General features: G+C 59.3%; 22 protein-coding genes. 9 read left to right on the forward strand and 13 right to left on the reverse strand.

The features are described from left to right. Nucleotides 1–175: 175 nt before the first annotated feature. From LEPTO7104_RS0104165 to LEPTO7104_RS0104175, 3 genes are all read right to left on the reverse strand, one after another. The gene (locus tag LEPTO7104_RS0104165) at nt 176–637 is read right to left on the reverse strand and encodes a hypothetical protein (RefSeq protein ID WP_017297289.1); all 462 of its coding nucleotides are present in this window, start codon (nt 635–637) and stop codon (nt 176–178) included. A gap of 134 nt (nt 638–771) precedes the next feature. Further along, nucleotides 772–1,944: an anhydro-N-acetylmuramic acid kinase gene (locus tag LEPTO7104_RS0104170; protein ID WP_017297290.1), complete on the reverse strand. Its 1,173-nt coding sequence runs from the start codon at nt 1,942–1,944 to the stop codon at nt 772–774. A gap of 3 nt (nt 1,945–1,947) precedes the next feature. Next, a complete protein-coding gene (locus LEPTO7104_RS0104175) occupies nt 1,948–2,652 on the reverse strand; it encodes a potassium channel family protein (protein WP_017297291.1) in 705 nt (234 codons plus the stop codon). Nucleotides 2,653–2,832: 180 nt separating this feature from the next. On the opposite strand from LEPTO7104_RS0104175, the gene LEPTO7104_RS0104180 reads away from it, so the two are divergent. The 3 genes from LEPTO7104_RS0104180 (at nt 2,833) to LEPTO7104_RS37935 (ending at nt 4,827) form a co-directional block, all read left to right on the forward strand. Continuing rightward, nucleotides 2,833–3,996, forward strand: coding sequence for a GuaB3 family IMP dehydrogenase-related protein (locus LEPTO7104_RS0104180; protein ID WP_017297292.1), 1,164 nt, complete (start codon nt 2,833–2,835; stop codon nt 3,994–3,996). Between the two features lie 146 nt (nt 3,997–4,142). Beyond that, complete coding sequence (locus LEPTO7104_RS0104185; RefSeq protein ID WP_026072357.1) at nt 4,143–4,472, forward strand: nucleotidyltransferase domain-containing protein; 330 nt, start codon at nt 4,143–4,145, stop codon at nt 4,470–4,472. Beyond that, a complete protein-coding gene (locus LEPTO7104_RS37935) occupies nt 4,444–4,827 on the forward strand; it encodes a HEPN domain-containing protein (RefSeq protein ID WP_071527181.1) in 384 nt (127 codons plus the stop codon). Before LEPTO7104_RS0104185 ends, LEPTO7104_RS37935 begins: the two co-directional genes overlap by 29 nt. A 191-nt stretch (nt 4,828–5,018) precedes the next feature. Here LEPTO7104_RS37935 and chlP read toward each other — a convergent pair whose 3' ends face one another. The 3 genes from chlP to def form a co-directional block, all read right to left on the reverse strand. After that, a complete protein-coding gene (chlP, locus tag LEPTO7104_RS0104195; protein ID WP_017297295.1) occupies nt 5,019–6,254 on the reverse strand; it encodes a geranylgeranyl reductase in 1,236 nt (411 codons plus the stop codon). 157 nt (nt 6,255–6,411) lie between these two features. Continuing rightward, a complete protein-coding gene (locus LEPTO7104_RS0104200) occupies nt 6,412–6,780 on the reverse strand; it encodes a hypothetical protein (RefSeq protein ID WP_155523515.1) in 369 nt (122 codons plus the stop codon). 175 nt (nt 6,781–6,955) lie between these two features. After that, nucleotides 6,956–7,534, reverse strand: coding sequence for a peptide deformylase (def, locus tag LEPTO7104_RS0104205; protein WP_083886998.1), 579 nt, complete (start codon nt 7,532–7,534; stop codon nt 6,956–6,958). Nucleotides 7,535–7,943: 409 nt separating this feature from the next. Between def and dnaA the strand changes: the two genes are divergently transcribed. After that, entirely contained in the window at nt 7,944–9,359 is a 1,416-nt protein-coding gene (gene dnaA / locus LEPTO7104_RS0104210) for a chromosomal replication initiator protein DnaA (RefSeq protein ID WP_017297298.1), read from the forward strand. An 87-nt stretch (nt 9,360–9,446) separates the two neighbouring features. Further along, the gene (locus tag LEPTO7104_RS0104215) at nt 9,447–10,040 is read left to right on the forward strand and encodes a YdeI/OmpD-associated family protein (RefSeq protein WP_017297299.1); all 594 of its coding nucleotides are present in this window, start codon (nt 9,447–9,449) and stop codon (nt 10,038–10,040) included. Nucleotides 10,041–10,091: 51 nt separating this feature from the next. Here the strand turns inward: LEPTO7104_RS0104215 and LEPTO7104_RS0104220 are convergent, their stop codons facing one another. Then, the gene (locus LEPTO7104_RS0104220) at nt 10,092–12,353 is read right to left on the reverse strand and encodes a two-component system response regulator (protein WP_017297300.1); all 2,262 of its coding nucleotides are present in this window, start codon (nt 12,351–12,353) and stop codon (nt 10,092–10,094) included. Further along, nucleotides 12,331–15,405: an ATP-binding protein gene (locus LEPTO7104_RS0104225; protein ID WP_026072358.1), complete on the reverse strand. Its 3,075-nt coding sequence runs from the start codon at nt 15,403–15,405 to the stop codon at nt 12,331–12,333. The genes LEPTO7104_RS0104220 and LEPTO7104_RS0104225 overlap by 23 nt, the downstream gene beginning before the upstream one ends. 968 nt (nt 15,406–16,373) lie before the next feature. On the opposite strand from LEPTO7104_RS0104225, the gene htpG reads away from it, so the two are divergent. Both htpG and LEPTO7104_RS0104235 read left to right on the forward strand, forming a co-directional pair. Next, the gene (gene htpG, locus LEPTO7104_RS0104230) at nt 16,374–18,353 is read left to right on the forward strand and encodes a molecular chaperone HtpG (protein ID WP_017297303.1); all 1,980 of its coding nucleotides are present in this window, start codon (nt 16,374–16,376) and stop codon (nt 18,351–18,353) included. Between the two features lie 304 nt (nt 18,354–18,657). Then, nucleotides 18,658–19,623, forward strand: a complete 966-nt coding sequence (locus LEPTO7104_RS0104235; protein ID WP_017297304.1) for a hypothetical protein — start codon at nt 18,658–18,660, stop codon at nt 19,621–19,623. A 28-nt stretch (nt 19,624–19,651) separates the two neighbouring features. On the opposite strand, the gene LEPTO7104_RS0104240 is transcribed toward LEPTO7104_RS0104235, so the two are convergent. Beyond that, the gene (locus tag LEPTO7104_RS0104240; protein WP_017297305.1) at nt 19,652–19,981 is read right to left on the reverse strand and encodes a hypothetical protein; all 330 of its coding nucleotides are present in this window, start codon (nt 19,979–19,981) and stop codon (nt 19,652–19,654) included. 101 nt (nt 19,982–20,082) lie between these two features. Between LEPTO7104_RS0104240 and LEPTO7104_RS0104245 the strand changes: the two genes are divergently transcribed. Beyond that, nucleotides 20,083–20,319, forward strand: coding sequence for a helix-turn-helix domain-containing protein (locus LEPTO7104_RS0104245; RefSeq protein WP_017297306.1), 237 nt, complete (start codon nt 20,083–20,085; stop codon nt 20,317–20,319). 30 nt (nt 20,320–20,349) lie between these two features. After that, nucleotides 20,350–20,544 (forward strand): hypothetical protein, encoded by a 195-nt coding sequence (locus LEPTO7104_RS0104250; protein WP_017297307.1) that lies wholly within the window; start codon nt 20,350–20,352, stop codon nt 20,542–20,544. A gap of 294 nt (nt 20,545–20,838) precedes the next feature. Here the strand turns inward: LEPTO7104_RS0104250 and LEPTO7104_RS0104255 are convergent, their stop codons facing one another. Genes LEPTO7104_RS0104255 through glmS form a run of 4 tightly spaced genes read right to left on the reverse strand, consistent with a single transcriptional unit; the run spans nt 20,839 to nt 24,093 of the window. Beyond that, nucleotides 20,839–21,234 carry a HEPN domain-containing protein gene (locus LEPTO7104_RS0104255; protein ID WP_017297308.1) on the reverse strand — a complete coding sequence of 132 codons (396 nt, stop codon included), beginning with the start codon at nt 21,232–21,234 and terminating at the stop codon, nt 20,839–20,841. Then, nucleotides 21,212–21,565, reverse strand: a complete 354-nt coding sequence (locus LEPTO7104_RS0104260) for a nucleotidyltransferase domain-containing protein (RefSeq protein WP_017297309.1) — start codon at nt 21,563–21,565, stop codon at nt 21,212–21,214. The genes LEPTO7104_RS0104255 and LEPTO7104_RS0104260 overlap by 23 nt, the downstream gene beginning before the upstream one ends. Before the next feature lie 25 nt (nt 21,566–21,590). Beyond that, the gene (locus tag LEPTO7104_RS32725; protein ID WP_017297310.1) at nt 21,591–22,154 is read right to left on the reverse strand and encodes a hypothetical protein; all 564 of its coding nucleotides are present in this window, start codon (nt 22,152–22,154) and stop codon (nt 21,591–21,593) included. Between the two features lie 31 nt (nt 22,155–22,185). Further along, a complete protein-coding gene (glmS, locus tag LEPTO7104_RS0104270) occupies nt 22,186–24,093 on the reverse strand; it encodes a glutamine--fructose-6-phosphate transaminase (isomerizing) (protein WP_017297311.1) in 1,908 nt (635 codons plus the stop codon). Between the last annotated feature and the right edge of the window lie 160 nt (nt 24,094–24,253).

Raw genomic sequence — 24,253 nt, forward strand, 5'->3', positions numbered from 1 at the left:
CCCGCCCTAGAACCTATGCCAATAGTGCACCCAGCTATACCCAAGCCTCAGCCACAACCACTGACCCTGGGATATAGAGTTAATATGCCCAGCTACAGTTGAAAGGTTTTGCCTCTACAGGTTTGTCTCTACTTTAGTACATTCTGCCTGGAGCACTAGCTGGGCAAGCGCCAGGCTAAATACCCAGGGGAGGGGTGCTTTGCAGGTGTAGGGTAGCCTCCATGGCGCTGGTCAGGTAGTGCCCGGTCATAATGCCGCTGGAGAGGTGATAGCGGTCTTTATCGAGGCGGTAGAGGGTCTCAAAGCCGGTGCGGCGCTGGCGATCGCCCAAGGCCCAATAGCGCTGAATAATTGAGTCAGGAGCCACCCAGCCCTCTCCTTCGACCCGGCCCAGCAGGCTGTGCTGCAGCACAAAGGTGTACTGGCAGTCGCCGCTGGTCAACCGACCCCGGTACTGAAGCGCCATTTCGCTGGGCTGGGTGTCCGGTAGCGCCAGCTTCATCACCATGGTGAACCAGTCGTCGCGGCTCCAGGCAATCAAGATTTTGCCTTTGACCGGGGTAGGCAGGCGATCGCGCTCCAGCCAGCTGCCTTGCAGGGTCCACCGGCCAGGCTCAATTAAAAAGCTATGCTCCACACCCTGTCTCCCCAGCCATTACATCCCCTGTGATACTGTCTCGGTTCAGCCTGGCCCACGGCAATCTGTCCATATTTCTCAAGCATACGCCCTATTGTTCAGACCGAGGTACGGGGCGCGGGCACCCCCTGGATTTAGAGGCTCAACCGGGGATGGCTGAGATGTCCCAACACCACCGGACCGCTCGCTCCGGTGACAGCGGGTAGGTTGCCCGCAAACCTCTGGCAGTGCCAGTAGCCCAGCATCGCGAAGGCGATCGCCTCTTTGTAGCTGGCCGACAGCCCCACCTCGTCGGTGGTCTGCACGGCGCTCTCCGGCAGGTGGGCCTGGAGGCGCGCCATCAGCACCGGGTTGTGGCTGCCGCCGCCGCCCACCAGCACGCGATCGGGCAGGGCGGCCAGAAAAGTGCGGTACTCCTGCGCCACTGAGGCGGCGGTGAACTCGGTCAGGGTTGCCACCAGATCCACGGCACTTAGCCCCCGGGCGCGGGCATCTTGCTGGCACCGCTGAAAGAAGTCCCAGCCAAACAGCTCTCGCCCGGTTGACTTGGGCGGCGGTTGCAGAAAGTAGGGGTGCTCCAGCCATGCCTCGATCAGGGCCTGGCAGGGAGTACCCTGGGCAGCCCAGGCTCCGTCGCGATCGTAGGCTAGGGTGCCCTCAGAGAGGGTGTGCATGGCGATGTCGATCAGCGAGTTGGCCGGCCCGGTATCCCAGCCCAGTACTTTAGGAGCGGGGCTCTGGCGATCCCAAGGGGGCAGATAGGCGACATTGCCGATGCCGCCCAGGTTTTGCACGCACCGCCGCTCGGTGGGGTGGCTGAGCAGGCAGAGATCGAGCACCGGCGCCAGCGGGGCACCCTCGCCCCCGGCCTCAATGTCGGCCTGGCGAAAGTCGCTGACGGTGGGCAGCTGCACCCGCTGGGCCAGGACGGCACCGCGCCCCAGTTGCAGGCTGTAGCCCAGTTGAATATCGCCGCGCCCCGGCAGCGAGGGACGGCCCACCGGGCGGTGAAACACGGTTTGCCCGTGGGAGGCCACCAGTTCGGCGGGGCCGGCCTGGGCCATCAACGCCTGGGCGGCATCGGCAAAGCTGTGGGCCACGGCGTCGTCCAGGTGAGCCAGCCTCTCTAGGCCCACGGGCTCACCGGCACAGAGGGCCAAAATCTGCTGCTGAAGCTCGGCTGGGTAGGGCCAGGTGAGGCCGTCCAGCAGAGTTACGCTCAGGTCGTAGCCCTGGCCCTCAAGCTCGACTAGGGCGGCGTCAATACCGTCGACGGAGGTGCCGCTAATTAAACCAATCACGCGCATGGGCTATACCGGTAGACGTTCCAAACCTTTGTTGCTGCCAATCACCACCATCAGCCCCCCGGCCTTAAGGCGGGTGACAGGGCTGGGGTTGATCTCAAATTTATCGGGTTCATTTTCGTGGCTGAGGGCCAGCAGGGTGAGTTCGTAGCGGTTGCGCAGGTCGAGGTCAACGATGGTTTTTTGATCAAAGGCCTTGGGCACAATCACTTCGGCGATGCAGTGATCGGGGTCGATCTCAAAGCGATCGAGAATGCCGGGGGTGGTGAGCGATCGCGCCAGTTCGCAGCCCATCTCGTGCTCAGGAAAGACCACGTGGTCGGCCCCGACGCGATCGAGCAGCTTGCCGTGGATCTCTGACGATGCCTTGGCGACCACGTTCTTAACCCCGGCCTCCTTGAGGTTGAGGGTGGTGATAATGCTTTCTTCGACGTAGTTGCCGATCGCCACGATCACCGTGTCAAAGTCGGTGATGCCCGCCTCGCGCAGGGCCGTGGGCTGGGTGGTGTCGAGTTGGAGAGCGTGGGCGGCAATCTGGTCGGTGAGGGCCTGGCTGACCCGGCGTTCGTCATTGTCGGCGGCCAGCACCTCATAGCCCAAATTGTTGAGGGTGCCGCACACCGCCCGGCCAAAGCGCCCCAGGCCAATCACGGCAAACTGGCGATTGGGCGATCGCATTTTGCGCAAAAACGTCAGCGACGACAGATTCACAATCCTTTTTCCCCGCTAAAAATGGTGCTCTGGTCGTGCTCTGGCCCGAGCCTGACCAATCTTATCACCCACCGCCGGTATCCCTATTGTCAGCGGGGTTCCAGCCCAATGGCTATACGGCAAGAATTCTTTTTTGCTAGGCTAACCTAATGGTTTTGGCCCAGAGGGTAAAGTAAGCACGTGAATATACAACTTGGTCGCGGCAAAGTAGTCCGCAGAGCATACGGCATTGACGAAATTGCCCTGGTCCCAGGGCCGAGAACTCTGGATCCAAGCCTGGCCAATACCCGTTGGCAGATCGGCGGCATCGAGCGCGATATTCCGATCATCGCCAGCGCCATGGATGGGGTGGTCGATGTGGCCATGGCCATTCAGCTCTCTAAGCTGGGAGCGCTGGGGGTGCTGAACCTGGAGGGCATTCAAACCCGCTACGACGATCCCAACCCCATTCTCGACCAAATCGCCTCGGTAGGCAAAGACGAGTTTGTGGGGCTGATGCAGACCCTCTATGCCGAACCCATCAAACCGGAGCTAATCACCAAGCGCATTCAGGCGATTAAAGCCGAGGGTGGCGTCGCCGCTGTGAGCTTGACCCCCGCCGGAGCGGCTCGGTTTGGGGCTACCGTTGCCGAGGCGGGGGCCGACCTGGTGTTTGTGCAGGCCACGGTGGTGTCGACAGCCCACCTGTCTCCGGCAGATATCGAGCCGCTGGATCTGGCGGCCTTTTGTACCGAAATGCCGATGCCGGTAATTTTGGGCAACTGCGTCACCTACGAGGTTGCCCTCAACCTAATGAAGGCCGGGGCCGCCGCCGTGATGGTGGGCATTGGCCCTGGGGCTGCCTGCACCTCGCGCGGGGTGCTGGGGATTGGCATTCCCCAGGCAACGGCAGTGGCCGACTGCGCCGCCGCCCGCGACGACTTCTTTGCCGAAACTGGCCGCTACGTGGCGATCGTCGCCGACGGCGGCCTGGTGACCGGCGGCGACATTTGCAAGTGCATTGCCTGCGGTGCCGATGGAGTGATGATCGGCTCGCCCTTTGCCCGCGCCGCCGAAGCGCCGGGGCGCGGCTTCCACTGGGGCATGGCTACTCCCAGCCCGGTCCTGCCTCGAGGTACCCGCATCAAGGTGGGCACCATCGGCACCCTAGAGCAAATTCTGCGCGGCCCTGCCGGCCTCGACGACGGTACCCACAATTTCCTGGGAGCGCTGCAAACCAGCATGGGCACCCTGGGGGCCAAAGACCTCAAAGAAATGCAGCAGGTGGAGGTGGTGATTGCTCCCTCACTGCTGACCGAGGGGAAGGTCTACCAGAAAGCCCAGCAGCTCGGCATGGGTAAATAGGCAAATCTGGCAGAGCCTCAACAGTTTGAGAAATGGCTTTTGGGACTTTAGAGTTTCAAAAGCCATTCTTTTGTCGAATTCAAGGCCTCTAGCTCTTTGAGTGTCGGCAGCCGTGGCAGAATTGGTGAAACAGCTGGAGACAACCCATGGTTGACATGCAGCAAATTGAAGCACTGGGTCGGCAAATTGCTGAGCAGTTCAAACCCGATCGCATCATTCTGTTTGGCTCCTACGCCTATGGCGAACCCACCGAAGACTCTGATGTAGACATCTTGGTTGTCTTACCTTTTGAGGGATATCCCGCCCGAAAAGCCGCTGAGATTCGTTGTCAGGTTAAGCCTGGGTTTGCGCTTGACTTGCTGGTGCGAACGCCTGAATATTTACTTCAGCGCTTGGCTATGCAGGACTTTTTTTTAGAAGATATCGTCAACAACGGCAAAGTGTTGTATGACAGCGACAATACAGGAGTGGGTTGATAAGGCTGAGGCAGATTTTGGCACAGCTAGCCGAGAATTGCAGGTTCGGCAGCTGCCAAATTACGATGCCGTTTGTTTCCACACTCAGCAGTGTGTCGAAAAATATCTCAAAGCAAGATTGTTAGCCGCTAACATTCCCTTCCCTAAAATCCATGACCTGACTGCTCTGCTAACTCTACTCAATCCAGTAGAACCTGACTGGGAGCGCTTTCGCCCAGCTCTAGCATTGCTGACCGACTTTGCGGTTGAAGTTCGCTATCCAGGCTTTTCTGCTGATCAAGAAGTCGCCGAAGAAATGTATGAACTTTGCGCCGAGGTACGGCAAGCGGTACGTCAAAGCTTGGGTTTGGCATGAGATGTATTAAAAGCCGAAATAGCAGGGTTTGCTGGGGCAATTGCCAGTGAGCCTTGGCACATACGTAGAAGCCCTGTTTCTTGCCTTAGGATACCGAGAATTAGGCCATAAAAAGCAAAAACTGGCTTTGACAAAATTTTGTCAAAGCCAGTCGATTTAGGGGTCTAGCGAGGAACCGAACAATCGCTAACTTACCAGCTGCGGGTGGGCGCTAGCGCATGGCCGCGAATCAGGCTGCCTACGGTTTTGGCGGTGATTTTCATCTGCACCAGGGGGTTGGCGGGCACCACGGTTTTGTAGAGGTAGCTGTCGAAGGTGAGCTTCTGCACGTCCATGTCAGAGCACATTTCGACGAAGGCCTCGCGGGTGGCGTCGGAACGGTAGAACACCGTTTGCAGCAGATCTAGCACTTTGTAGGTCATGCCGTACTGCTTATCCCAGCGCTTCAGGTAGACCTTGAGGTCGGCTTCGGTGGGAATGCGCTGGCCGTTGTTGGAGAATTCCACAATGGTTTCGGCGCACATGCGGGCCGACTTGGCCGCAAAGTAAATGCCCTCACCGGAGGATTTGGTGACGGTGCCTGCCGCGTCGCCCACCAGAGCCACCCGACCAACGACGCGGCGAGGTCTGGGATGTTCGGGGATGGGGTGAGCTTCCACCTTGATGATTTCGCCGCCTTCTAAGCGCTTGGCGGCGCGAGCGCGAATGCCCGCCTGGAGGCCCTTGATCTTGGCCTGGTTGACCCGCATGGTGCCGGTGCCGACGGCGACGTGGTCGTACTTGGGGAAGACCCAGGCGTAGAAGTCGGGGGAGACGTCGTTGCCCACGTACATTTCGGCCAGGTCTTCGTAGTAGGCCATTTTGTCTTCGGGCAGGCGAATGCGCTCCTGGAAGGCGATCGCGTAGTTATAATCCCCCGCCTTGATCGCCTTGGCGACGCGGGAGTTGGCCCCGTCGGCCCCAATCACCAGGTCCACCTGGAGGGATTTGTTTTCACCCACCAGCCCGTCTTCGGTGTGGGCGGTGTAGTGCAGGGTATAGGCCCCACTCTCGCTGGTGGGAATTTCCAGGGTGTGAACGGTGCCGTTGATTAGCTTGGCCCCGTGCATGGCGGCGCGATCGCGCAAAAACCCATCCAGCACTTCGCGGCGGCACATGCCGATGTACTCGTCATCTTTGAGAGTGCTGCCGATGTTGACCTCAACGTTGGAGGGGGAGATCATCTTCATCTTGCGCACGCGGCGATCGATGATTTCAGGCGGTAAGTCAAACTCTTCCACCATGCAGAGGGGAATGGCCCCGCCGCAGGGCTTGGCGTTGTCTAGCTTGCGCTCGAACAGGTACGTTTCAATACCGGCTTTAACTAACGTCTCAGCAGCCGAGGAGCCTGCTGGACCTGATCCTACTACTGCTACCCGAAGTACCAAGGGTGCCTACTCCACTATTGCAAAAAGCTACGGATGCATCGTATCACGCGACTTTCGGGATTTTGGCCCACTCTCGCGGGTTGTAACTCGATTGAAATACTCGTTTACATTGAGATACCCAGGCAGGTCTCAATCTATTCCCTGGCCAGAGAGAATTCTATGCCTCTCTTTGCGAGCGGTTCAGCTCGATGCCCAGCTCATCGGCCAGCCAGTTGATTACCTGCTGCCGTTCGCCGGGAGTAAGGTAAAAGCGGCCCGTCTGGCGCAGGCGATCGTTCATATCCTCGGTGTCGGCCAGGGTAAACAGGCCAGCGATGGTGCCCAGGGTGCAGAGAATATCGTCCCGACTCTGCTGGTCGAGGTTGCCGTAGCGGTAGCGGGCAATATGCTTGCCGAGACGATTGAAGTCGTAGCTGTCCTGGGCGAGCCGCTGCTTTTTGTCGTCAGGGATGGGTTCTCCCGCCGCGATTTTGGCGTAGTCGGTGTCCAGCATATCGAGATGGATGATGCGGGGCTGGGAACTCAAGCTGCCTCCTTTAGCCGGGCTGGGCCAGAACATCTAGCCAGGGTATGTCTATTAGCGCTATCAGGGTCAGCGCTACCGGGGCCAGAGGTTCCAGAGTAACGGAAGGATTTGAGATAGGCCTGTTTCGATCGGATATTTTTCAGAAATGGGCCGGAGAATGGAACAGAGCGTCTGCCTAGCCCAGGTCAGCAATTTCCATCGCCTGGTAGGCCGCCTCCGACATTAAATCGGTTTCTGACTGCACCCGATCGAGAAACACCTTGCCCTCCAGATGGTCGGCCTCGTGCTGAAAGATGCGGGCGACAAAGCCTTCCCACACCTGATGCCGGGGCTGGCCGTGGCGATCGCAGTACTCCACCTCGACCACCCGATGGCGAGGCACCCGGCCTCGCACCCCCGGCACGCTGAGGCAGCCCTCCCAGCCCAGCTCCAGCTCGTCGCTGGCGGAGACTAGACGCGGATTAATCATCACCAGCGGCTCCATCAAAGGGGCATGGGGATAGCGCAGGTTAGGGCGCGACGCCACCACCAGCACCCGCAGCGAATGGCCCAGCTGCGGGGCTGCAATACCGACACCGCTGGCGCTGCGCACCGTATCTAGCATGCGATCGATGAGCTGTTGCAGGCGGCGGTCATCCACAGACTCCACGGGCTGGGCGACCTGACGCAGCACCGGATTGCCAAGGGTCAACACCGCAGCCGACGGGGACTGGTTTGGGGACCCTGGCGGGTGCCATTGAGGGGAGTCTGGCATAGTCATTGCGCTCCAGTAGGGGCAAATAGTGGTTTGTCGATAGATACTGTAGTCATTGTATACATGCTCCCCAGGGGCCGGAGAGCTGTGCTTCAATAGACCAGCGGGACGCCACCGGCGCCTGACTCAATGGGGCACTACGGGATCCGATTTTTGCTGAAACGCTATATGTGGAATCAGGGACATTTTTTCGCCATATATCTAGTACCCTAGAGATCCCTAAGGCGGGGCGAGCTGGGCTGTCCCAGTCTGCGGCCAAGGGCCGAGAGAGCAGTTACACCTCCTTGGAGAACCCCCAGTTCGGGCGCCGGTTCTGGTGCCAGAATGCTAGCGGGAGGGAGGGCTCGCCCGATTGGCTAAACCATGCGCTATGTCTGCCCTCGGGCAGCGGTTGTTTAAGAGGTAAACCGTGGATCAGGCCCTGAATCGGTTGTGGGAAGAGGTGCTGAGCCAGCTTCAGGTGGAGCTGAGCCGCCCTACCTTTGAAACCTGGATTAAGCCCGCCCAGGCGCAAACCCTGAGCGATCGCGCCCTGGTGATCTCAACCCCCAACCCCTTTGCCCGCAACTGGGTGCAAAAGCACTATGCGGGCACCATTACCCAGGTGGTCAACAATATTTTGGGCAAGGCGATTGAGCTCCAGGTGACCGTGGTGCCCGATGGCGACAGCGCCTCGGCAGCGCTGCTGCCCATGGCGGAGGTCAACTGGCCCACCCAGGCGCCGGCCCTGCCGACTCGTCCGCTGCCGCCCACGCGGCAGGCTCCGATCGATCTACCGAGCTCGACCCAGGAAGCCTATAACGACCTCAACCCCAAGGCGGTGTTTTCGCGCTTTGTGGTGGGGGCCAACAACCGCATGGCCCACGCGGCGTCGCTGGCGGTGGCCGAAGCCCCGGGCCGCGAGTTTAACCCGCTGTTTTTGTGCGGCGGGGTAGGCCTGGGCAAAACCCACCTGATGCAGTCCATCGGCCACTACCGCCAGGAGATTGCCCCCCAGGCGCGGGTGGCCTACGTCAGCACCGAGCAGTTCACCAACGACCTGATCACCGCCATTCGCCGCGACAGCATGCAGCACTTTCGCGCCCACTACCGGGACGTGGATATTCTGCTGGTGGACGACATTCAGTTTATTGAGGGCAAGGAGTACACCCAGGAGGAGTTTTTTCACACCTTTAATACGCTGCACGAGGCGGGCAAGCAGATCGTGCTGGCCTCTGACCGACCCCCCAACCAGATTTTGCGCCTGCAAGACCGGCTGATCTCGCGCTTCTCGATGGGGCTCATTGCCGACATTCAGCCCCCCGACTACGAAACCCGCATCGCCATTCTGCAAAAGAAGGCCGAGTACGAGCAGGTGCAGATTCCCCGCGAGGCGATCGAGTACATTGCCGCCAGCTACACCTCGAATATTCGCGAGCTGGAGGGGGCGCTGATCCGCGCGATCGCCTACACCTCGATCTCGGGCCTGCCCATGACCGTGGAACACCTGACGACGGTGCTCAACCCGCCCGCCGACAAAATTGAGGCCTCACCCGGGGCGGTAGTGGCCGCCGTCGCCGAGCACTTTGGCGTCTCTGTAGAAGATCTCAAGGGCGCGTCGCGGCGGCGCGAAATCAGCCAGGCCCGCCAGGTGGGCATGTACCTGATGCGGCGGCACACCGGCCTCAGCCTGCCCAAAATTGGCGATGCCTTTGGCGGCAAAGACCACACCACGGTGCTCTACAGCTACACCAAGATCGAAAAGCTGCTGAAGCGCGATCTGGACCTGGCCCAGACGATTCGGCAGCTGGGCGATCGCATTAGCGTCGTTGAGCGGGGGGGGTAGGGGCGTGGGAGCGTCGGGGCTCAGGCCAGGCCTGAGCCAGCAGTGGGATGGGATAATCAGGTATGACTTTGATTGCCCTATGCCAGTATGGCTGCCGAACCTCCCGAAAACTCTATTCAGGTTGCGAGCCGGGCTGAGTGGCGCGATTGGCTGGCGGCTAATCACGATCGCCCGGAGGGGATCTGGCTGATCACCTTCAAAAAACGACCCGGCCAGCCCTACGTCTCCTACGACGACGTGGTAGAAGAAGCGCTGTGCTTTGGCTGGATTGACAGCAGGCCCAACCGCCTCGATAACGAACGCACCATGCTGTGGTTGGCCCCCCGCAAGCCCGGTACCGGCTGGTCGGCGCTGAATAAAAAACGCATTGAGGCCATGACTGCGGCGGGGCTGATGATGCCCGCTGGGTTGGCCAAAATTGAGGCCGCTCAGCAAGATGGCTCATGGGAATCGCTGGATGCGATCGAGCGGCTGGAGATCCCCCCCGATCTGGCGGCAGCGTTGGCAGAGAGCGATGTCGCTAGGGCCAATTTTGATGCCTTCCCGCGATCGGCCAAGCGCGGCATCCTGGAGTGGATTGCCAGCGCCAGGCGGGCTGAAACTCGAGATCGCCGCATTGCCGAAACCGTCAGCCTCGCCGCCCAGAACATCCGCGCCAACAGCTGGCCCCGCCGCCCCTAGCCAAGGGTCTCTAACTCCATCACCCCATCACCCCATCACCCCACCACTCCATCACCCCATCACCCCATCACCCCACCACTCCATCCCCCCATCCCCCCGTCCCTCACCCGCCCGCTGGCCGTGCCAACCCCGCAGCACCTCACTAGCCGCCGCCAGCGGCAGGGGCCGAGCAAACAGGTAGCCCTGGGCAGCTTCGCAGCCGAGCGCCTGGAGCTGCGATCGCTGCTCTTCGGTTTCCACCCCCTCGGCAATGCAGTCCATCTCCAGGTTGTGGGCAAGGTCAATGATGGCCTGCACAATGCCCTGGCGGTGGGGCTCTAGCTGGCTGACAAAGGAGCGATCGATCTTGAGGGACTGCACCGCAAACTGGCTCAGGTATCGCAGCGACGAGTAGCCGGTGCCAAAGTCATCAATGCTGAGCTGTATGCCGCGGGCGGTAATTTCGGCCAGGGTGTGGGCAATGCTGTCGGACTGCTCCAGCAAAACCCGCTCGGTGATCTCCAGCTTGAGGCGATCGCCCCGTACGCCAGTTTCAGCCAAAATTTGGTCGATGGTGGCAAGAAAGGTCGGATCGCGAAACTGCTGACCCGAAACGTTGACGCTGACCCGAAACCCCTGATCCAGCAGGTCATCGTGCTCCCACTGTTTAAGCATCTCACACACCTGGCGCAAAATCTGGCTGCCGATCGGCTTGATCAGGCCGGTGTCTTCGGCCAGATCGATAAAATCCCCCGGCATAATTAGGCCCCGATCGCGGTGCTGCCAGCGGGCCAGGGCCTCAAACCCCAGCAGGGTCTGGGTGGGTATCGCCACGATGGGCTGAAAATAGGTGATAAAGTCCCGCTGCCGAATGGCCAGGCGCAGATCGTTTTCCAGGTTAAGCAGTGCGATCGCCTCCTGGTACATCTCCAGGCCAAAAATTTCGTAGCGGTTGCGACCCGACGCCTTCGCCCGATACAGGGCAATGTCCACATCCCTAAAGATTTCGTTGCTGGTTTTGTAGGCGCTATTGCCCATGAGAATGCCGATACTGGCCGAGGTAAAAATAATCTTGCCATCCACCTCAATCGGGCTTTCCAGGGCAGTTTTGATTCGTTCTGCCACCTGAATGGCCTCTTTGAGATCGGCAATGCGGTCTAGAAAAATCACAAATTCGTCGCCGCCCCAGCGCGACACCATATCGATATCGCGCACACAGCCCTTGAGCAGATTGGTGACGGCAATCAGCAGCTTGTCGCCAGTCAGGTGGCCCAGACTGTCGTTGACCGCCTTAAAGCGATCGAGATCGATCATCAGCAGGCCAAAGCAGTTCTGGCTGTAGCGCTGGCACTGGAGAATTTCTAGCTCCAGACGTTTGGCTAACCAGTCGCGGTTGGGCAGGTGGGTGAGGGCATCGTGGAGCGAGTCGTAGCGGAGCTGCTTCTCCATTTTGACCCGGCGAGTCACATCCCTGGAGCTAGTGACAAGGCCCGTCACCCGGCCACCTCGATCGAGCACCGGCTTGGCCAGGGTTTCCAGCCAGAGGTAGCGCCCCGATTGACAGCGAAATCGGTAGCAGCTGGTCATCGATTCAGTCGAGGTCAGGGGCGTTTGAAACTGGAGCTGCAGGTACTCCCTGTCGTCGGCATGGCAAAAGTCAACGATCTGCTTGCCGATCAGGGTCTCGGGGTCGTGGCCGAGCAGCGGCTGAGCCGACGGGCTGACGTAGAGAAACTGCCCGCCAATGTCGTGCAGGCAGACTAAATCCCCCATGTGGTCGGCAATCAGTCGGTAGCGCATTTCGCTGTCGCGCAGCTCTTGCTCCACCTGCCGGCGCATCTGAATCTCGACCTGGAGCGATTGGTTAACCTCACCTAGCTCGCGGGTACGCTGCTGGACCTGCTCCTCCAGCGATTGGTTAAACTGCTCAAGCTGCCGCTGGGCCTGCCTCAGGCTGAGCTGAGTGCCCACCCTGGCCATGACTTCGGCGGTTTTAAAGGGCTTGGTTATGTAGTCAATACCGCCGACGGCAAAGGCCTTAACCTTGTCTAACGCCTCGTCTAAGGCGCTGAGAAAAATCACCGGAATGGCCTCGGTGGCCGCATCTGCCTTGAGGGTTTGACAGACGGTGTAGCCATCCATATCGGGCAGCATGATATCGAGCAAGATCAGGTCGATGGGGGTAGAGCGGGCTACGGTCAGGGCCATGGTGCCAGTCAGTACCCCCCGTGTTTCGTAGCCCTGGGCGCTCAGCTCGCGGGTCAGCAAATGCAGGTTATCAGATATATCATCGACCACCAAAATAGTGGGTTTAGGGCTGCGAATGGTGCTCATCGTCCCTGGGAGTGAGGGTCATAATTTTGTCAAACTGGAAATTGCCAATCCAGCCTTGAAGGGTTTGGTAAACCTGCGATCGCGCTGGCGGCAGCGCCTCGATCAGCTGAAGTAAGGTTTGCTGATCGGCCTGGCTGGCGGCCTGATAGAGGCGATCGCACCAGGCGGGCGGCATACCCTCTAGGCTACCCATCGGCAGGTTGCCGTCCCCAGGAGCAACCGCCGCTGCCCCCGGTTCGGGCTGGGCGTAGACAAATTTGGCCCCTAGGTGCTGGCCCAGCTTCTCGACGATCACCGCCTGCTGAAACGGCTTTCTAATAAAGTCATCGCACCCGGCGGAGAGCACCAGCGATTTTTCTTCATCGAAGACGCTGGCGGTGAGAGCCACGATGGCGGTGGCCTGCCCCTGCATCTGCGCTTTGATTTGGCGTGTGGCCTCGTAGCCATCCAGGATCGGCATCCGCATATCCATCCAGATCAAATGGGGCTGCCAGGACTGCCAGGAGGCGATCGCCTCCTGGCCGTTGCAGGCTTCGCGGACCTCAAACCCCAGATCGGTCAAGAACTGGGTGAGCAGGCGGCGATTGCTAAACTGGTCATCGACCACCAGCAGGCGATAGGGCGGCTGGTCGGGGGCCAGCCCGGTGGCCTGGCGGGCAGGCGCAGCAGGCATCAGCTGATCGGCAGTGGCCCACTGCACCGGCACCACAACGCTAAACTGCGACCCCTGGCCCGGCTGACTCTGCACCTCAATGGTGCCGCCCATCAGCCGGACAAACTGATCGCTGATGCGCAGCCCCAGGCCGGTGCCCTCGTGGCTAGCCCGCCCGGTCTCGGTTTGCGAGAACGCCTGAAACAGCAGCCCCATCTCCTCGGGGGAAATGCCGGGACCGGAGTCGATTACCTCAAACCGCAGCCAGCAACCCCGCTCGGCGGGGCCGGGAGAGCGCAGCACCCGCAGGGTGACGTGCCCCGCCTGGGTAAACTTGACGGCGTTGTTGAGCAGGTTGATCAGCACCTGGCGCAGCTTGCGCTCATCGGCTTGAATAAACGGCGGCAGGTCGGCATCGCGCTCGATGGTGAACCGGATCGACTTGATCTTGGCCCGCAGCGAAAAGATACTGTCCAGATTGTCAACAAAGTCGGAGAGGCTAAAGGCGGTGGCGCTGAGACCCATGCGTCCGGCTTCAATTTTGGCCAGATCGAGAACATCGTTAATCAGCTCTAGCAGATGTTCCCCGCTGGATTTGATCAGATCTAGCTCGGGGTGGTGAGCCGCCAGGGCGGCCTGGCGGCGCAGCAAATCGGTAAAGCCGAGGATGGCGTTGAGAGGAGTGCGCAGCTCGTGGCTCATATTGGCCAAAAACTCGCTTTTAGCCTGGTTTGCCACCTCGGCGGTTTGCTTGGCCCGCTGCAGCTCCTGAAATTTATCGGTCAGGGTGGTGGCCATCTGCTGGAAGTTTTGCACCAGCGATCGCAGCTCCAGCACCGGACTGCTCGGCCACTGAATCACCCGCCGCCGCTGCACCTGGGCGGGCAGGTTTGTCGTTACCTGGGCCAGCTCAAAGAGCGGGTCCACAAAGCGACGGCTGAGCCAGGTGGCAATGGCCAGGGCCAGCCCCGTCACCCCCAGAAGCACCAGCAGGCTCCTGGCGTGCTCCCGCTGCACCTGCTGAGCCTGGGCCTGGGCCGGTGACTCGATGACCAGCATCCAGTCGGCGATCTGCCGTACGGGGGACTCTTGCACAAACCGCGAGTTGCTCCAGCGGACAACGTACAGGGGGCTGTCGGCGGTGGGCAACCACTGGTAGGCGCCGTCGCCGAGGGGCACCACTTCCCCGGTCTGGCGCAGATCAAAGACCGTACCCCAGGGGCGATCGGGGTCTGTGCTGATGATTACCCGTCGGCTGGCATCGATCAGGGCTACCCGAAAATCCAGCGCGGCGGCGGTTTCTGCCAGCATTACCTGGAGATCAGACAGGTCAATCTCACCCCATACTCGCCCCTGTACCTGCCCCTGGTTGACAATGGGCTGACTCAGCAGCAGACTACGTTCTGGCGCAATATCGTTCCCCAGGCGATCGGGGGACAGAGTTGGACTGAGGCCGGCGGCATAGTCCACGGAGGGTAGCCGGATGCCCTGCGCGGAGCTGTGGTCGCTGGCCGCCTGCACCACAATCTCATCGGCGCCATTGGTCACAAGCAGGTGGTGAAAATCTGGCACCAGCGCCCGAATGATTTCAGCCTGAGCCTGTAGCGTTGTTTGGCTTTGGGCCGAGAGGGGAGAAGCAGCGGCGGCGCGGGCCGCGATCTTGGCCAGGGTTGCGGTGGCATCGGCATGGCGTTCGTACCAGTTGTCAATGCGGGCTTCCAGCGGTTGAGAAACCAGGCTGAGGTGAATTTTCTCTTCGGCTATCACATCGGCCACAACCCCGTGGCTGGCCTGGGCCATCAAAATCAGGGTGGGGAAAAAGGCCGCCGCGACCAGGAGATTAAACAGAGTTTGCTGTAGCGATAGGGCACTGGTGGCCTGGGGCCGCCCCAGCCAGCGGTGAATCGGCGTATAGGCCAGCAGCAGACTTGCCACCAGGGCATTAAAAATGCCGTTGACCGCCTGCTTGAGCATAATGATTTGGGTCTGGTCAGGGTTTAGCCCCAGCACCTGACCGTAGAGCAACCACACCAAAGGCACGCCCAAAAATGCCCAGTACAGCGCGCAGAGCAGCACCAGATTGTGCTGGCGGCGGCGGGCAAGACCCGCTACCAGCAAAAACTCTGCACAAAAAATGACAATGGCGTAGGGGTGATGCCACAGAACGTAGGTGTAGCTAGCCGCTACCAGCGCGGCGATCGCCCCCCAGCGCACCCCGTAGAGACTGAGCACGAGCCAGACGGCAATGGTGCCAAACAAAAAGTCGATATGAAAAAAAAACGACCAGCGAAAATAATTACCTAAAACCCCTAAACCAAGCAGGAGTGCCAGCCCCGCCCCGCTCTGCCGCTGCCCTAAGCTCTTTTTTAGTAGTGATGGTTTCCATGGCGCATGACCCATCGCTCCCGACTGTTGCATTAACTCCCAACCCCGCTGGCAGGATAACGGACCCGAACGCCTCTCCCTTGGCATCGGAGATGTAAGCCATCTCAACCCTCGGCCAATGCCGCTTTAGAGCGGTACAGCACAACCATCTCCTAGATTTAACGTTCCCTAGGGAAGGCGAAACGCCCTGGAGTATAAAGAAATTAATCTACGGAGCCAGATGTTTTGTCAGACAACCTTTGGCAGCTTTTAAGGTTAATAATTATTATTTTTCTTGCCCAAAACGGGCCTGGCCAGTGACGTGAGCTAGCATGAAAAGCGATCTTTTTCCGCCAGCGGGCAGCATCCTGTGGCCTAGGCCGTTACAGCCTGGGTAGAGCCAGATCCTCTCGGAGGCTGTGCCCTCAGAGGCCCAACCCATCCTGATATGAATAGGATTTAATCAGGCGTCAAAAAGAAATTTTGGTGGTGCTCTACTAGGCTTAAATGATTGCACCAGAGCGTGTTTGCTCTCGTTTAACCAGGCGATCTGGCCCGGACTATAGATTGAATTTTAGTTGCCAGTATTTTGCTGAAACCTGGCTTACCGGGAAGTTAGACCCAGGAAAATCTAGCTAGTGCTCGAAGGCTGAAATATCTCCACCACTTTGGTGCGCTTGGCTGCCTAGCTTGCAGAAATAGTTCCTAACTTCCGCCTCATAGCACCAGCGCAGCGCCAAGCTTAAGAATTTGGGCTCTGGCAAGCTGGGAACAGCGGAGTGAAATCCAGCAGCGGTAAGTCTCGTTGGGGCCTGCGATCGCGCCACCCAATCTACAAATTTAGGTTTGACAGACCGCTGGGGCGATCGCCAGCGCTCCGCCCCTGTTCCACCAGTAGGGGCAACCGAACCTGCTTGGTACAGAAATCGCCGCTTGTGAATTCTGGTCGCAGCGTCAAAGATTGGTGTAGGCAAACTGTCATCCAAACTCATCACCGAACCGCCATGACGACGATTCTGGAACAGGGTAATATCTCGATCCACACCGAGAATATTTTTCCGATTATCAAAAAAGCGCTCTACTCCGAGCACGAGATTTTTCTGCGGGAACTGGTGTCAAACGCCGTCGACGCCATCAAAAAGCTCTCCATGGTGGCCCGTTCTGGAGAGTACTCCGGTGACATCAGCAGCCCGGAAATCGAAATCAGGCTCGACAAAGACAAAAAGACCCTCACCGTCTCCGACACCGGCATCGGCATGACCGCCGATGAGATCAAGCAGTACATCAACCAGGTGGCCTTCTCCAGCGCCGAAGAATTTATTACCAAGTACAAAGACAGCGCCGCCGAAGACCCCATCATCGGCCACTTTGGCCTGGGTTTTTACTCTTCGTTTATGGTGGCCTCCACCGTTGAAATCGACAGCCTCTCCTACAAAGACGGGGCCGAGCCGATCCACTGGAGCTGCGACGGCACTACCCAGTTTGAGCTGAGCGCCTCGGAGCGCACCGCCGTTGGCACCACCATCACCCTGCACCTGATGGAGGGCGAGGAAGAATACCTGGAGCCCGCCCGGATTCGGCAGCTGATTAAAACCTACTGCGACTTCATGCCGGTGCCGATTAAGATCGACGGCGAGGTGGTCAACAAGCACGAAGCGCCGTGGAAACAGTCGCCCAGCAGCCTCACCGACGAAGATTATCTAGAGTTTTATCGCTACCTGTATCCGTTCCAGGAAGACCCGCTGCTGTGGATTCACCTCAACACCGACTACCCCTTTGTGGTCAACGGCATTCTCTACTTCCCCAAGCTCAAGCCCGATATCGACATCACCAAGAGCAGCATTAAGCTCTACTGCAACCAGGTGTTTGTCACCGACAACTGCGAGGAAGTGGTGCCCCGCTTTTTACTGCCCCTGCGCGGCGTCATCGACAGCACCGACATTCCGCTAAACGTGAGCCGGAGCTTCTTGCAGGGCGATCGCACCGTGCGCCGCATTGCCGACTACATAGCCAAAAAAGTGGGCGACAGCCTCAAGGCCCTGTACCGCGATAACCGGCCTAAGTACATCGCCAGCTGGCAAGACCTGGGCAACTTCGTCAAGTTTGGCTCCCTCAACGACGACAAGTTCAAAGAGCAGGTCAAAGACATCCTGATCTTCCGCACCACGGCCAAGCTGGGCGAGGCTGAGGAAGCCCCCAAGGTGGAAGTGCAAACCGACGAGGGCGACGCCTGGTCAGAGGTCTCTGAGGCCGCTAAGCCCGCCACCGACGCCAAGGGCAACTTCTACACCACCCTGGGCGAATACCTGGAGCGCAACAAAGACAAGCACGAAAACCGCGTCTTTTACGCCACTGATGAAGTCTCCCAGGCCACCTATATCGAGCTGTTCAAGAGCCAGGGCCTGGAGCTGCTGTTCATGGATTCGTTCATCGACACCCACTTTATTCCCACCCTGGAGCGCGAATACTCCGACGTTAAATTTGTGCGGGTCGATGCCGATCTAGACGACACCCTGCTCGACAAAGAAAAGCAGAGCGAAATTGTTGACCCCGCCACCAACAAGACCCGCGACGACGAAATTAAGGAGATGTTTGAGCAGGCGATTGGCTGCCCCCGCGTGAACGTCAAACCCCAGGCGCTCAAGGGCGAAGGTGCGCCCCCGGCCATGGTGCTGCTGCCCGAAGAAGCCCGCCGCATGCAGGAAACCATGGCGATGATTCAGCAGCAGGAAATGCAGTTTCCCGATGACCACGTGCTGATGGTAAACACCGCCCACCCGCTGATTCAAAACCTGCTCTCGCTGAGCCAGAGCACGATTATTGGGGCCGATGGCGGCAGCTCCCCGGCGGGCGACCTGGCCAAGATGATCTGCAACCAGGTCTACGACACGGCGCTGATGGCCCAAAAGGGCTTTGATGCGGAGGGGATGAAGACCTTTGTGGAGCGGTCTAACACCCTACTGACCAAGCTCACCGAGCGTTAGCAAACGCCTTCTGTAGCCAGAACCCCGGTTTCTTGAAGGAGCCGGGGTTCTTTCTAGTTGACGGTGCAGGCACGCCGCAGGCTACCGGAGATTTTGCCCGGTGGCAGCGCACAGCCCCTGTTGTTGTCTAACCCTTAGGATGGAATTAGACATTTGAGTTCTGGCGCGGTCGATGCGCCGTCACGCCCCTGCCCCTGGGGCATTGAAACTGATACTTTGAACTCACTTGGGTGAAATGAGTATCCAGATGGTTCGATGACGGCTCTGCTCTGCTTGCCCAGATGCTGTTTTCCCACCATGAGCTATGGCACCCCACACCTACAAGCCCCCCGTTGACGCCCTGCTGCACTACGGCGAATGCCAGGGTTTCAGCCCCAAAGATTGGCCCAACTACGTGCAGGAATTGAGCCTGACCGCCGACCATGTTCCCGCCCTCATTCAGATGGCACAGGACGAGCAGCTGTGGGCGTTTTTTGAGTCGGACTACGAGCGCGAAGTCGAGTTCCAGGCCGCAGGCATCGATCCAGATGAGGCGCTGTGGGCACCGATCCACGCCTGGCGATCGCTGGGGCAGCTGCAAGCCGCCGAGGCGATCGCGCCCCTGGCTGAGGTGTTGCAGCGCTACGACTTTGACTGGTGCTGGGAGGAAATTCCCCAGGTCTTTGGGCTAATCGGTGAGGCGGCGATCGCCCCCCTGGAGGAGCTGCTGGCCACCAAAATCAGTTACAACACAAAGATCTTCTTGGTCGGCGGGTTTGGCCGCATTGCCGAGACCTTTCCAGAACTGCGCGATCGCTGTGTGGAGGCGCTCACCCGGCAGCTCAGCCAATACAAACACCACCACCGCTCCGTCAATGGTGCCCTGGTGACTGAGCTGTTTAAGCTCAAAGCCACCGAGCCAGAATCTTTGGCGGCAATGGAAGCGGCCTACAGCGCTAAAAAAGTGGACGAAATGTTCGTTGGCTCCTGGCCCAGGGTGCAGGTCGATCTGGGCCTCAGGCAAGAATCTGACTTCACCGCTGAAGAACTGGCGATTCACTACACTCCCCAGCAGGAGGAGATGATGGCCAATATTAAAGCCTCGCTGGAGCAGCCCCCCCTGCCGCCGTCGCAGCGCTTGCCCAAAAAACTGGGAGCCTACGGTCTGGAAAAGCCGCCAGAATTTAAAGATATTGCGGCCCAGAGAGGCAGCAAAAAGCTACCCGAAAAATCTGGCTTTGGCGGCGGAGCGGCATCAGGCTCCAAAAAACGCGCGAAAAAGAAAAAGTAGCGCTCAATGCCCTGGGAACTACCAGCCCCTAATCCCTCGGCAAATACTTAATCAGGGCTTTCATGACTTCGTCGGGCCGAAACTGGATTAGCCTATCGGCATTGGGGGCGCTGAGAAAGTCTGTCCACTCAAAGATTTCGGCAAAGCCGAGCTGGTGAAGGGCAACAACGATAGAGCTAACCGAGCGCTTGCTGCCGATGACGAGAATTTTGACAGGCTCGCGATCAGGGTTGGGGTAGCTGTGGAGCTTGAGGGTGAGTTCGAGGTGAACTTGGCCAGAATCGGCTGACTCTGAACCAGTGGCAGGGTCTGGGGTAATGATGCGGGCACTGTAGCGGGCGGTGGAGTTGGGCTGCATGGTGCGTCAACAAAAACGATGACAGCATCATAGTCAACAAGTTAGTTGCCGTCAACAGATCAGTTGTTTACGTGCCTATGCTGGTCTGACACCATGAAGGCATGGGAAAAGCAGGACAGGTGCTCAGGCAGGTGCTTGAGGAATACGAGGTGAGCCAATACAGCCTCGCGGCGGCTCTCGATATTGAACGCAACAGCGTCTATCGATGGGCGAATGAAAAGAGCGATCCATCCGGCGAGACGATTGTGGAAATTGTCAGAGCCTTAAAAACGCTGCATCCTTTGGCGGCCAAGGCTTTTGTAGAGCGCTACTTAGGTGAAGAGGTCAAGGATATTTGAGACCTGTCTGTACCCAGGAAAGAGGTGAACATGCCAGTGAGAGATTATCGGGCCGATCTACTGGTTCAGTTGGCTGACTCAGACTATGCTGCCCTGTACATAAAGGCGTCACTAGACGAGACGCTGAAGGATCGCGATTGGGAAGCTTTTTGGCTGGCGATCGAAGATGTGGTTGAAGCTAGGCAGACAGCGGCGGCGGCGGTGATTAATATCAAGTCCGGCTAATGAACCCAAGAATTGTAGGCCGCTAACCCTTGCTTCTTCTGAGACCATAGTGCGGTCGATTAAGCGGACTTGATATGACGGTGATGATACGCTGTCGATCAGCCCCTGAAACGGCCTTGGGGGTGGGAAAACCCCAAGGCTGGAGCAGCCGTAGGTTGGATTAGCTTTAGCGAAACCCAACAAAACCCTTACTGGTGTTGGGTTTCGCTTCGCTCAACACCAACCTACATCAGGACTTTTGCCAGTCAATCAGGACAATACCTTCACCGACTCATCCTGGCAGTGCAATCGCTCCTAGCCCCCCGCCAAACTCACCTGGCTAGCCGCCGCAGCATACAAGCTGTTGGCGAGTGCGATCGCACCCTCCCGGTCAATAGGTTCATCCGCCTCTAGCAGAGACTCGTATCTGATTTGTGCAGCAAACGCGCTGTACTGTTGCAACGCCTCAAACGAGTCCATGTTGTAGCCCCTTTCTTCCAGCGATCGCAGCAAAATCCCCAGGTCGTGAACAAATGGATAAATGTCTCCAATAGCGGCGATCCAAGCCTTCAGACATTTCTCAGTAGCCTGCTGCATATGGAATCCAAAAATCTCATCGGCAAAAACCTCTGCATCCCTCATTCCCTCAAGGGCGCGGAGATCTCTCAAGGCGGCTTTCAGCAAGACCTTAGCCTGATCCACATCGTTCATAGATCACCCTTCCCTCCTGCAAGGCCCTTGTGGTGATATGGTTGCGGCTGCCCTGCCAGCCCTCTACCTCCTGCTGGCTGTAGAGCAAAATATCCGTCGGCACCCCAAACCTGCCCACCGCCTTTGAAATGCGGGTTATCTCCTGTCTGCGGCTGCGGTGCGGCCCAAACCCCGCCGCCGTCACCACCAGCAAATCTACATCCGAGTGCGGCCCTGCATTTCCCCGCGCCCTCGAACCAAACAGCACAATTTGTTCCGGGGCCACTGCCTGCACAATGGCCTCCGTCATCTGCTCCAGCAGTTCTGGAGTCAGTAAAGGAAGAGCTGCCATGCCCACAGTTTAGCCACTATTCCGTTTAGCCAGCCCAGGAAATATCATCCGGTTGGGGTTTAGATGGCGCGTCGGCCTGTAGGTCTGTAGCCATTTTTGGCTGCGGCTGACTAGCCGGGCTGCCGCGATGGTCAGAGACTGGCCCGGCAGGGCCATCGCCATTATTCACCTGCTTCCGCTTGATGAAGGCAGAAGAGGCAGACTCCTCCGGGGCCAGCGATCGCAAAAACCAATCGAGCGTCTCCTGGGAAAGCCAGCCGTGCAAAACCGCCAGCGCCCCAATTCGCAGCCCCGCCTGCGCCTGCTCTTTCAGTAGAGCTTCGACCTGGTGAGCATCCAGCAGCCCCGCCTGCTGAAAGTAGTACCCGATGGGGCTATCTCGACCGACCGCGACCAGCTTCGGCCACTGTTCAGCGAAAAACTCAATGGCGTCGCGCTTGACCCACCCGCGCAGCTCCAGAATGTCGCCTATTCTCAGATCGGGCTGCCACTGCTGATCTCGAAGCACCACATCAAGCTGAGCCTGGGAGAGCAACCCCGCCCGCTGCAACATTTCTCCAAGGGGCCTGGTTTTGGTATGGGCTGGCATGGCTAACGATCGAAACAGACGGCAATAACCTCTATTCTACCGTTACGCTCTTGGCCAGGTTGCGGGGCTGGTCCACATCCAACCCGCGCCGGGCCGCGATGTGGTAGGCCAGCAGCTGTAGCGGAATCACCGCCACAATCGGCGACAGCAGCTCATCGACTACGGGCACCGGCAGCAGGCGATCGAAGGTTTCGGCGGCGTCGGTGTCGTTCATGGGCACCACGCCGATGAGCTGGGCATCGCGGGCCTTGGCCTCCTGGGCGTTGGAGAGCACCTTGTCGTAGACGCTACCGGGCATGGCGATCGCCACCACGGGCACCTTGGCATCCAGCAGGGCGATCGGCCCGTGCTTCATTTCGCCCGCCGGGTAGCCCTCGGCGTGGATGTAGCTGATTTCCTTTAGCTTCAACGCCCCCTCCAGGGCGATGGGGAAGTTGATGCCCCGGCCCAAAAAGATAAAGTCCTGGGTCTCGTTAAACTCGTGGGCCAGCTCCTCGATATAGCGCTCCTGACTTTCGAGCACCTGCTCGATGTGGGCGGGCAGCTGGTGCAGCCCGTTGAGAATGGCCTCGATGCGATCGCCCGGCAGGGTCTGGCGGCGGTAGGCCAGATCGAGGGCTAAAAAGTAGAAGGCCATCACCTGGGCGGTGAAGGTTTTGGTGGCGGCCACGCCAATTTCAATCCCCGCATGGGTGTCAATAATGTGGGGCACCAGCCGCGACAGAGAGCTTTCGGGTCGGTTGGTGATGCCCAGCATGCGGGGGGCAAAGCGGGGATCGGGGTGGGCGGCGCGGCGGTTTTGCTCCATCTCCAGGGCGGCCAGGGTGTCGGCGGTTTCGCCCGACTGGGTGACGCCAATGGTGAGGGTATTGGGTATCAGCGGCGTGGGCGAGTAGCGAAACTCCGAGGCGTACTGCACCAGCACCGGCAGGTTGGCCAGATCTTCGATCAGGTACTTGCCCACCAGGGCGGCGTGCCAGCTGGTGCCGCAGGCAACGATCTGGAGGTGATCGAGACCCGTGAGCAGGTCGTCGGGCAGGCCCAGGCCCAGGGGAGAAGGAGAGGTGTTAGCAGCGTCGGCGGTCCAGGTGTTGTCGATGTAGGTCTCCAGGGCCGTGCGCACCACGCCGGGCTGCTCGTAAATTTCCTTCAGCATGAAGTGCTTGAACCCCTGCTTCTCCACCATGATGGGGTTCCAGTTCAGGGTGATGGGGTGCTTGCGCTGGCGATCGCCCGCAAAGTTGTACACCTCTACCCCCAGGGGCGTCAGGCTGGCCAGTTCGCCGTTTTCCATCGGCAGCACGGCGCGGGTGTGGGGCACAATCGCCGGGGTGTCGCTGGCGCAGAAAAACTCCCCCTGGCCAAAGCCAATCACCAGAGGTGCCTGCTGGCGCACCACCACCAGCTCGTCGGGGAAATCGGCGGAGATAATCGCCAGGGCAAAGGCCCCTTGCAGGTCGTTGGCGGCCAGGCGAGTGGCCTCCAGCAGACGCGATCGCCCCTGGGTGCTATCGACGGCCAGGTTGCTCAGGTACGAGGCAATCAGGTGGGGCACCACCTCGGTATCGGTGTCAGAGACAAACTGGTGGCCCTTGGCCTTGAGGGTTTCGCGCAGCTCGCGGTAGTTTTCAACGATGCCGTTTTGCACCACCGCCAAACGGCCAGAGCCGTCGCGGTGGGGGTGGGCGTTGTACTCTTCGGGTTTGCCGTGGGTGGCCCAGCGGGTGTGGCCAATACCCAGGCGAGCCGGGTTGTCGTGGCCGTCGAGTTTATCTTGCAGATTTTGCAGCTTGCCCTTGGCACGCACGCAGTGCAGCTCGCCTTCGAGCACCGTAGCAAGGCCAGCGGAATCGTAGCCGCGATATTCCAGCTTGCGCAGGCCATCCATTAGAATGTCGGCGGCGGGCCGGGTGCCGATGTATCCCACAATGCCACACATAGCGCTGTCTCCTGAGTAACTGCCTGGGGGGTTGAACGGCCGGGGGGACGGACGGGGACTCAAAATTAGCCTGACACTATAGAATACACGGTGCCTCGGCTGGTGGGATCGGTGAAAATCGTTTCAGAGCTGGTCAACGATTGCTCAGCCTCGGCCCGCT

The sequence above is a fragment of the Nodosilinea nodulosa PCC 7104 genome, assembly GCF_000309385.1.
In the GTDB taxonomy this organism is placed as follows: Bacteria; Cyanobacteriota; Cyanobacteriia; order Phormidesmidales; family Phormidesmidaceae; genus Nodosilinea; species Nodosilinea nodulosa.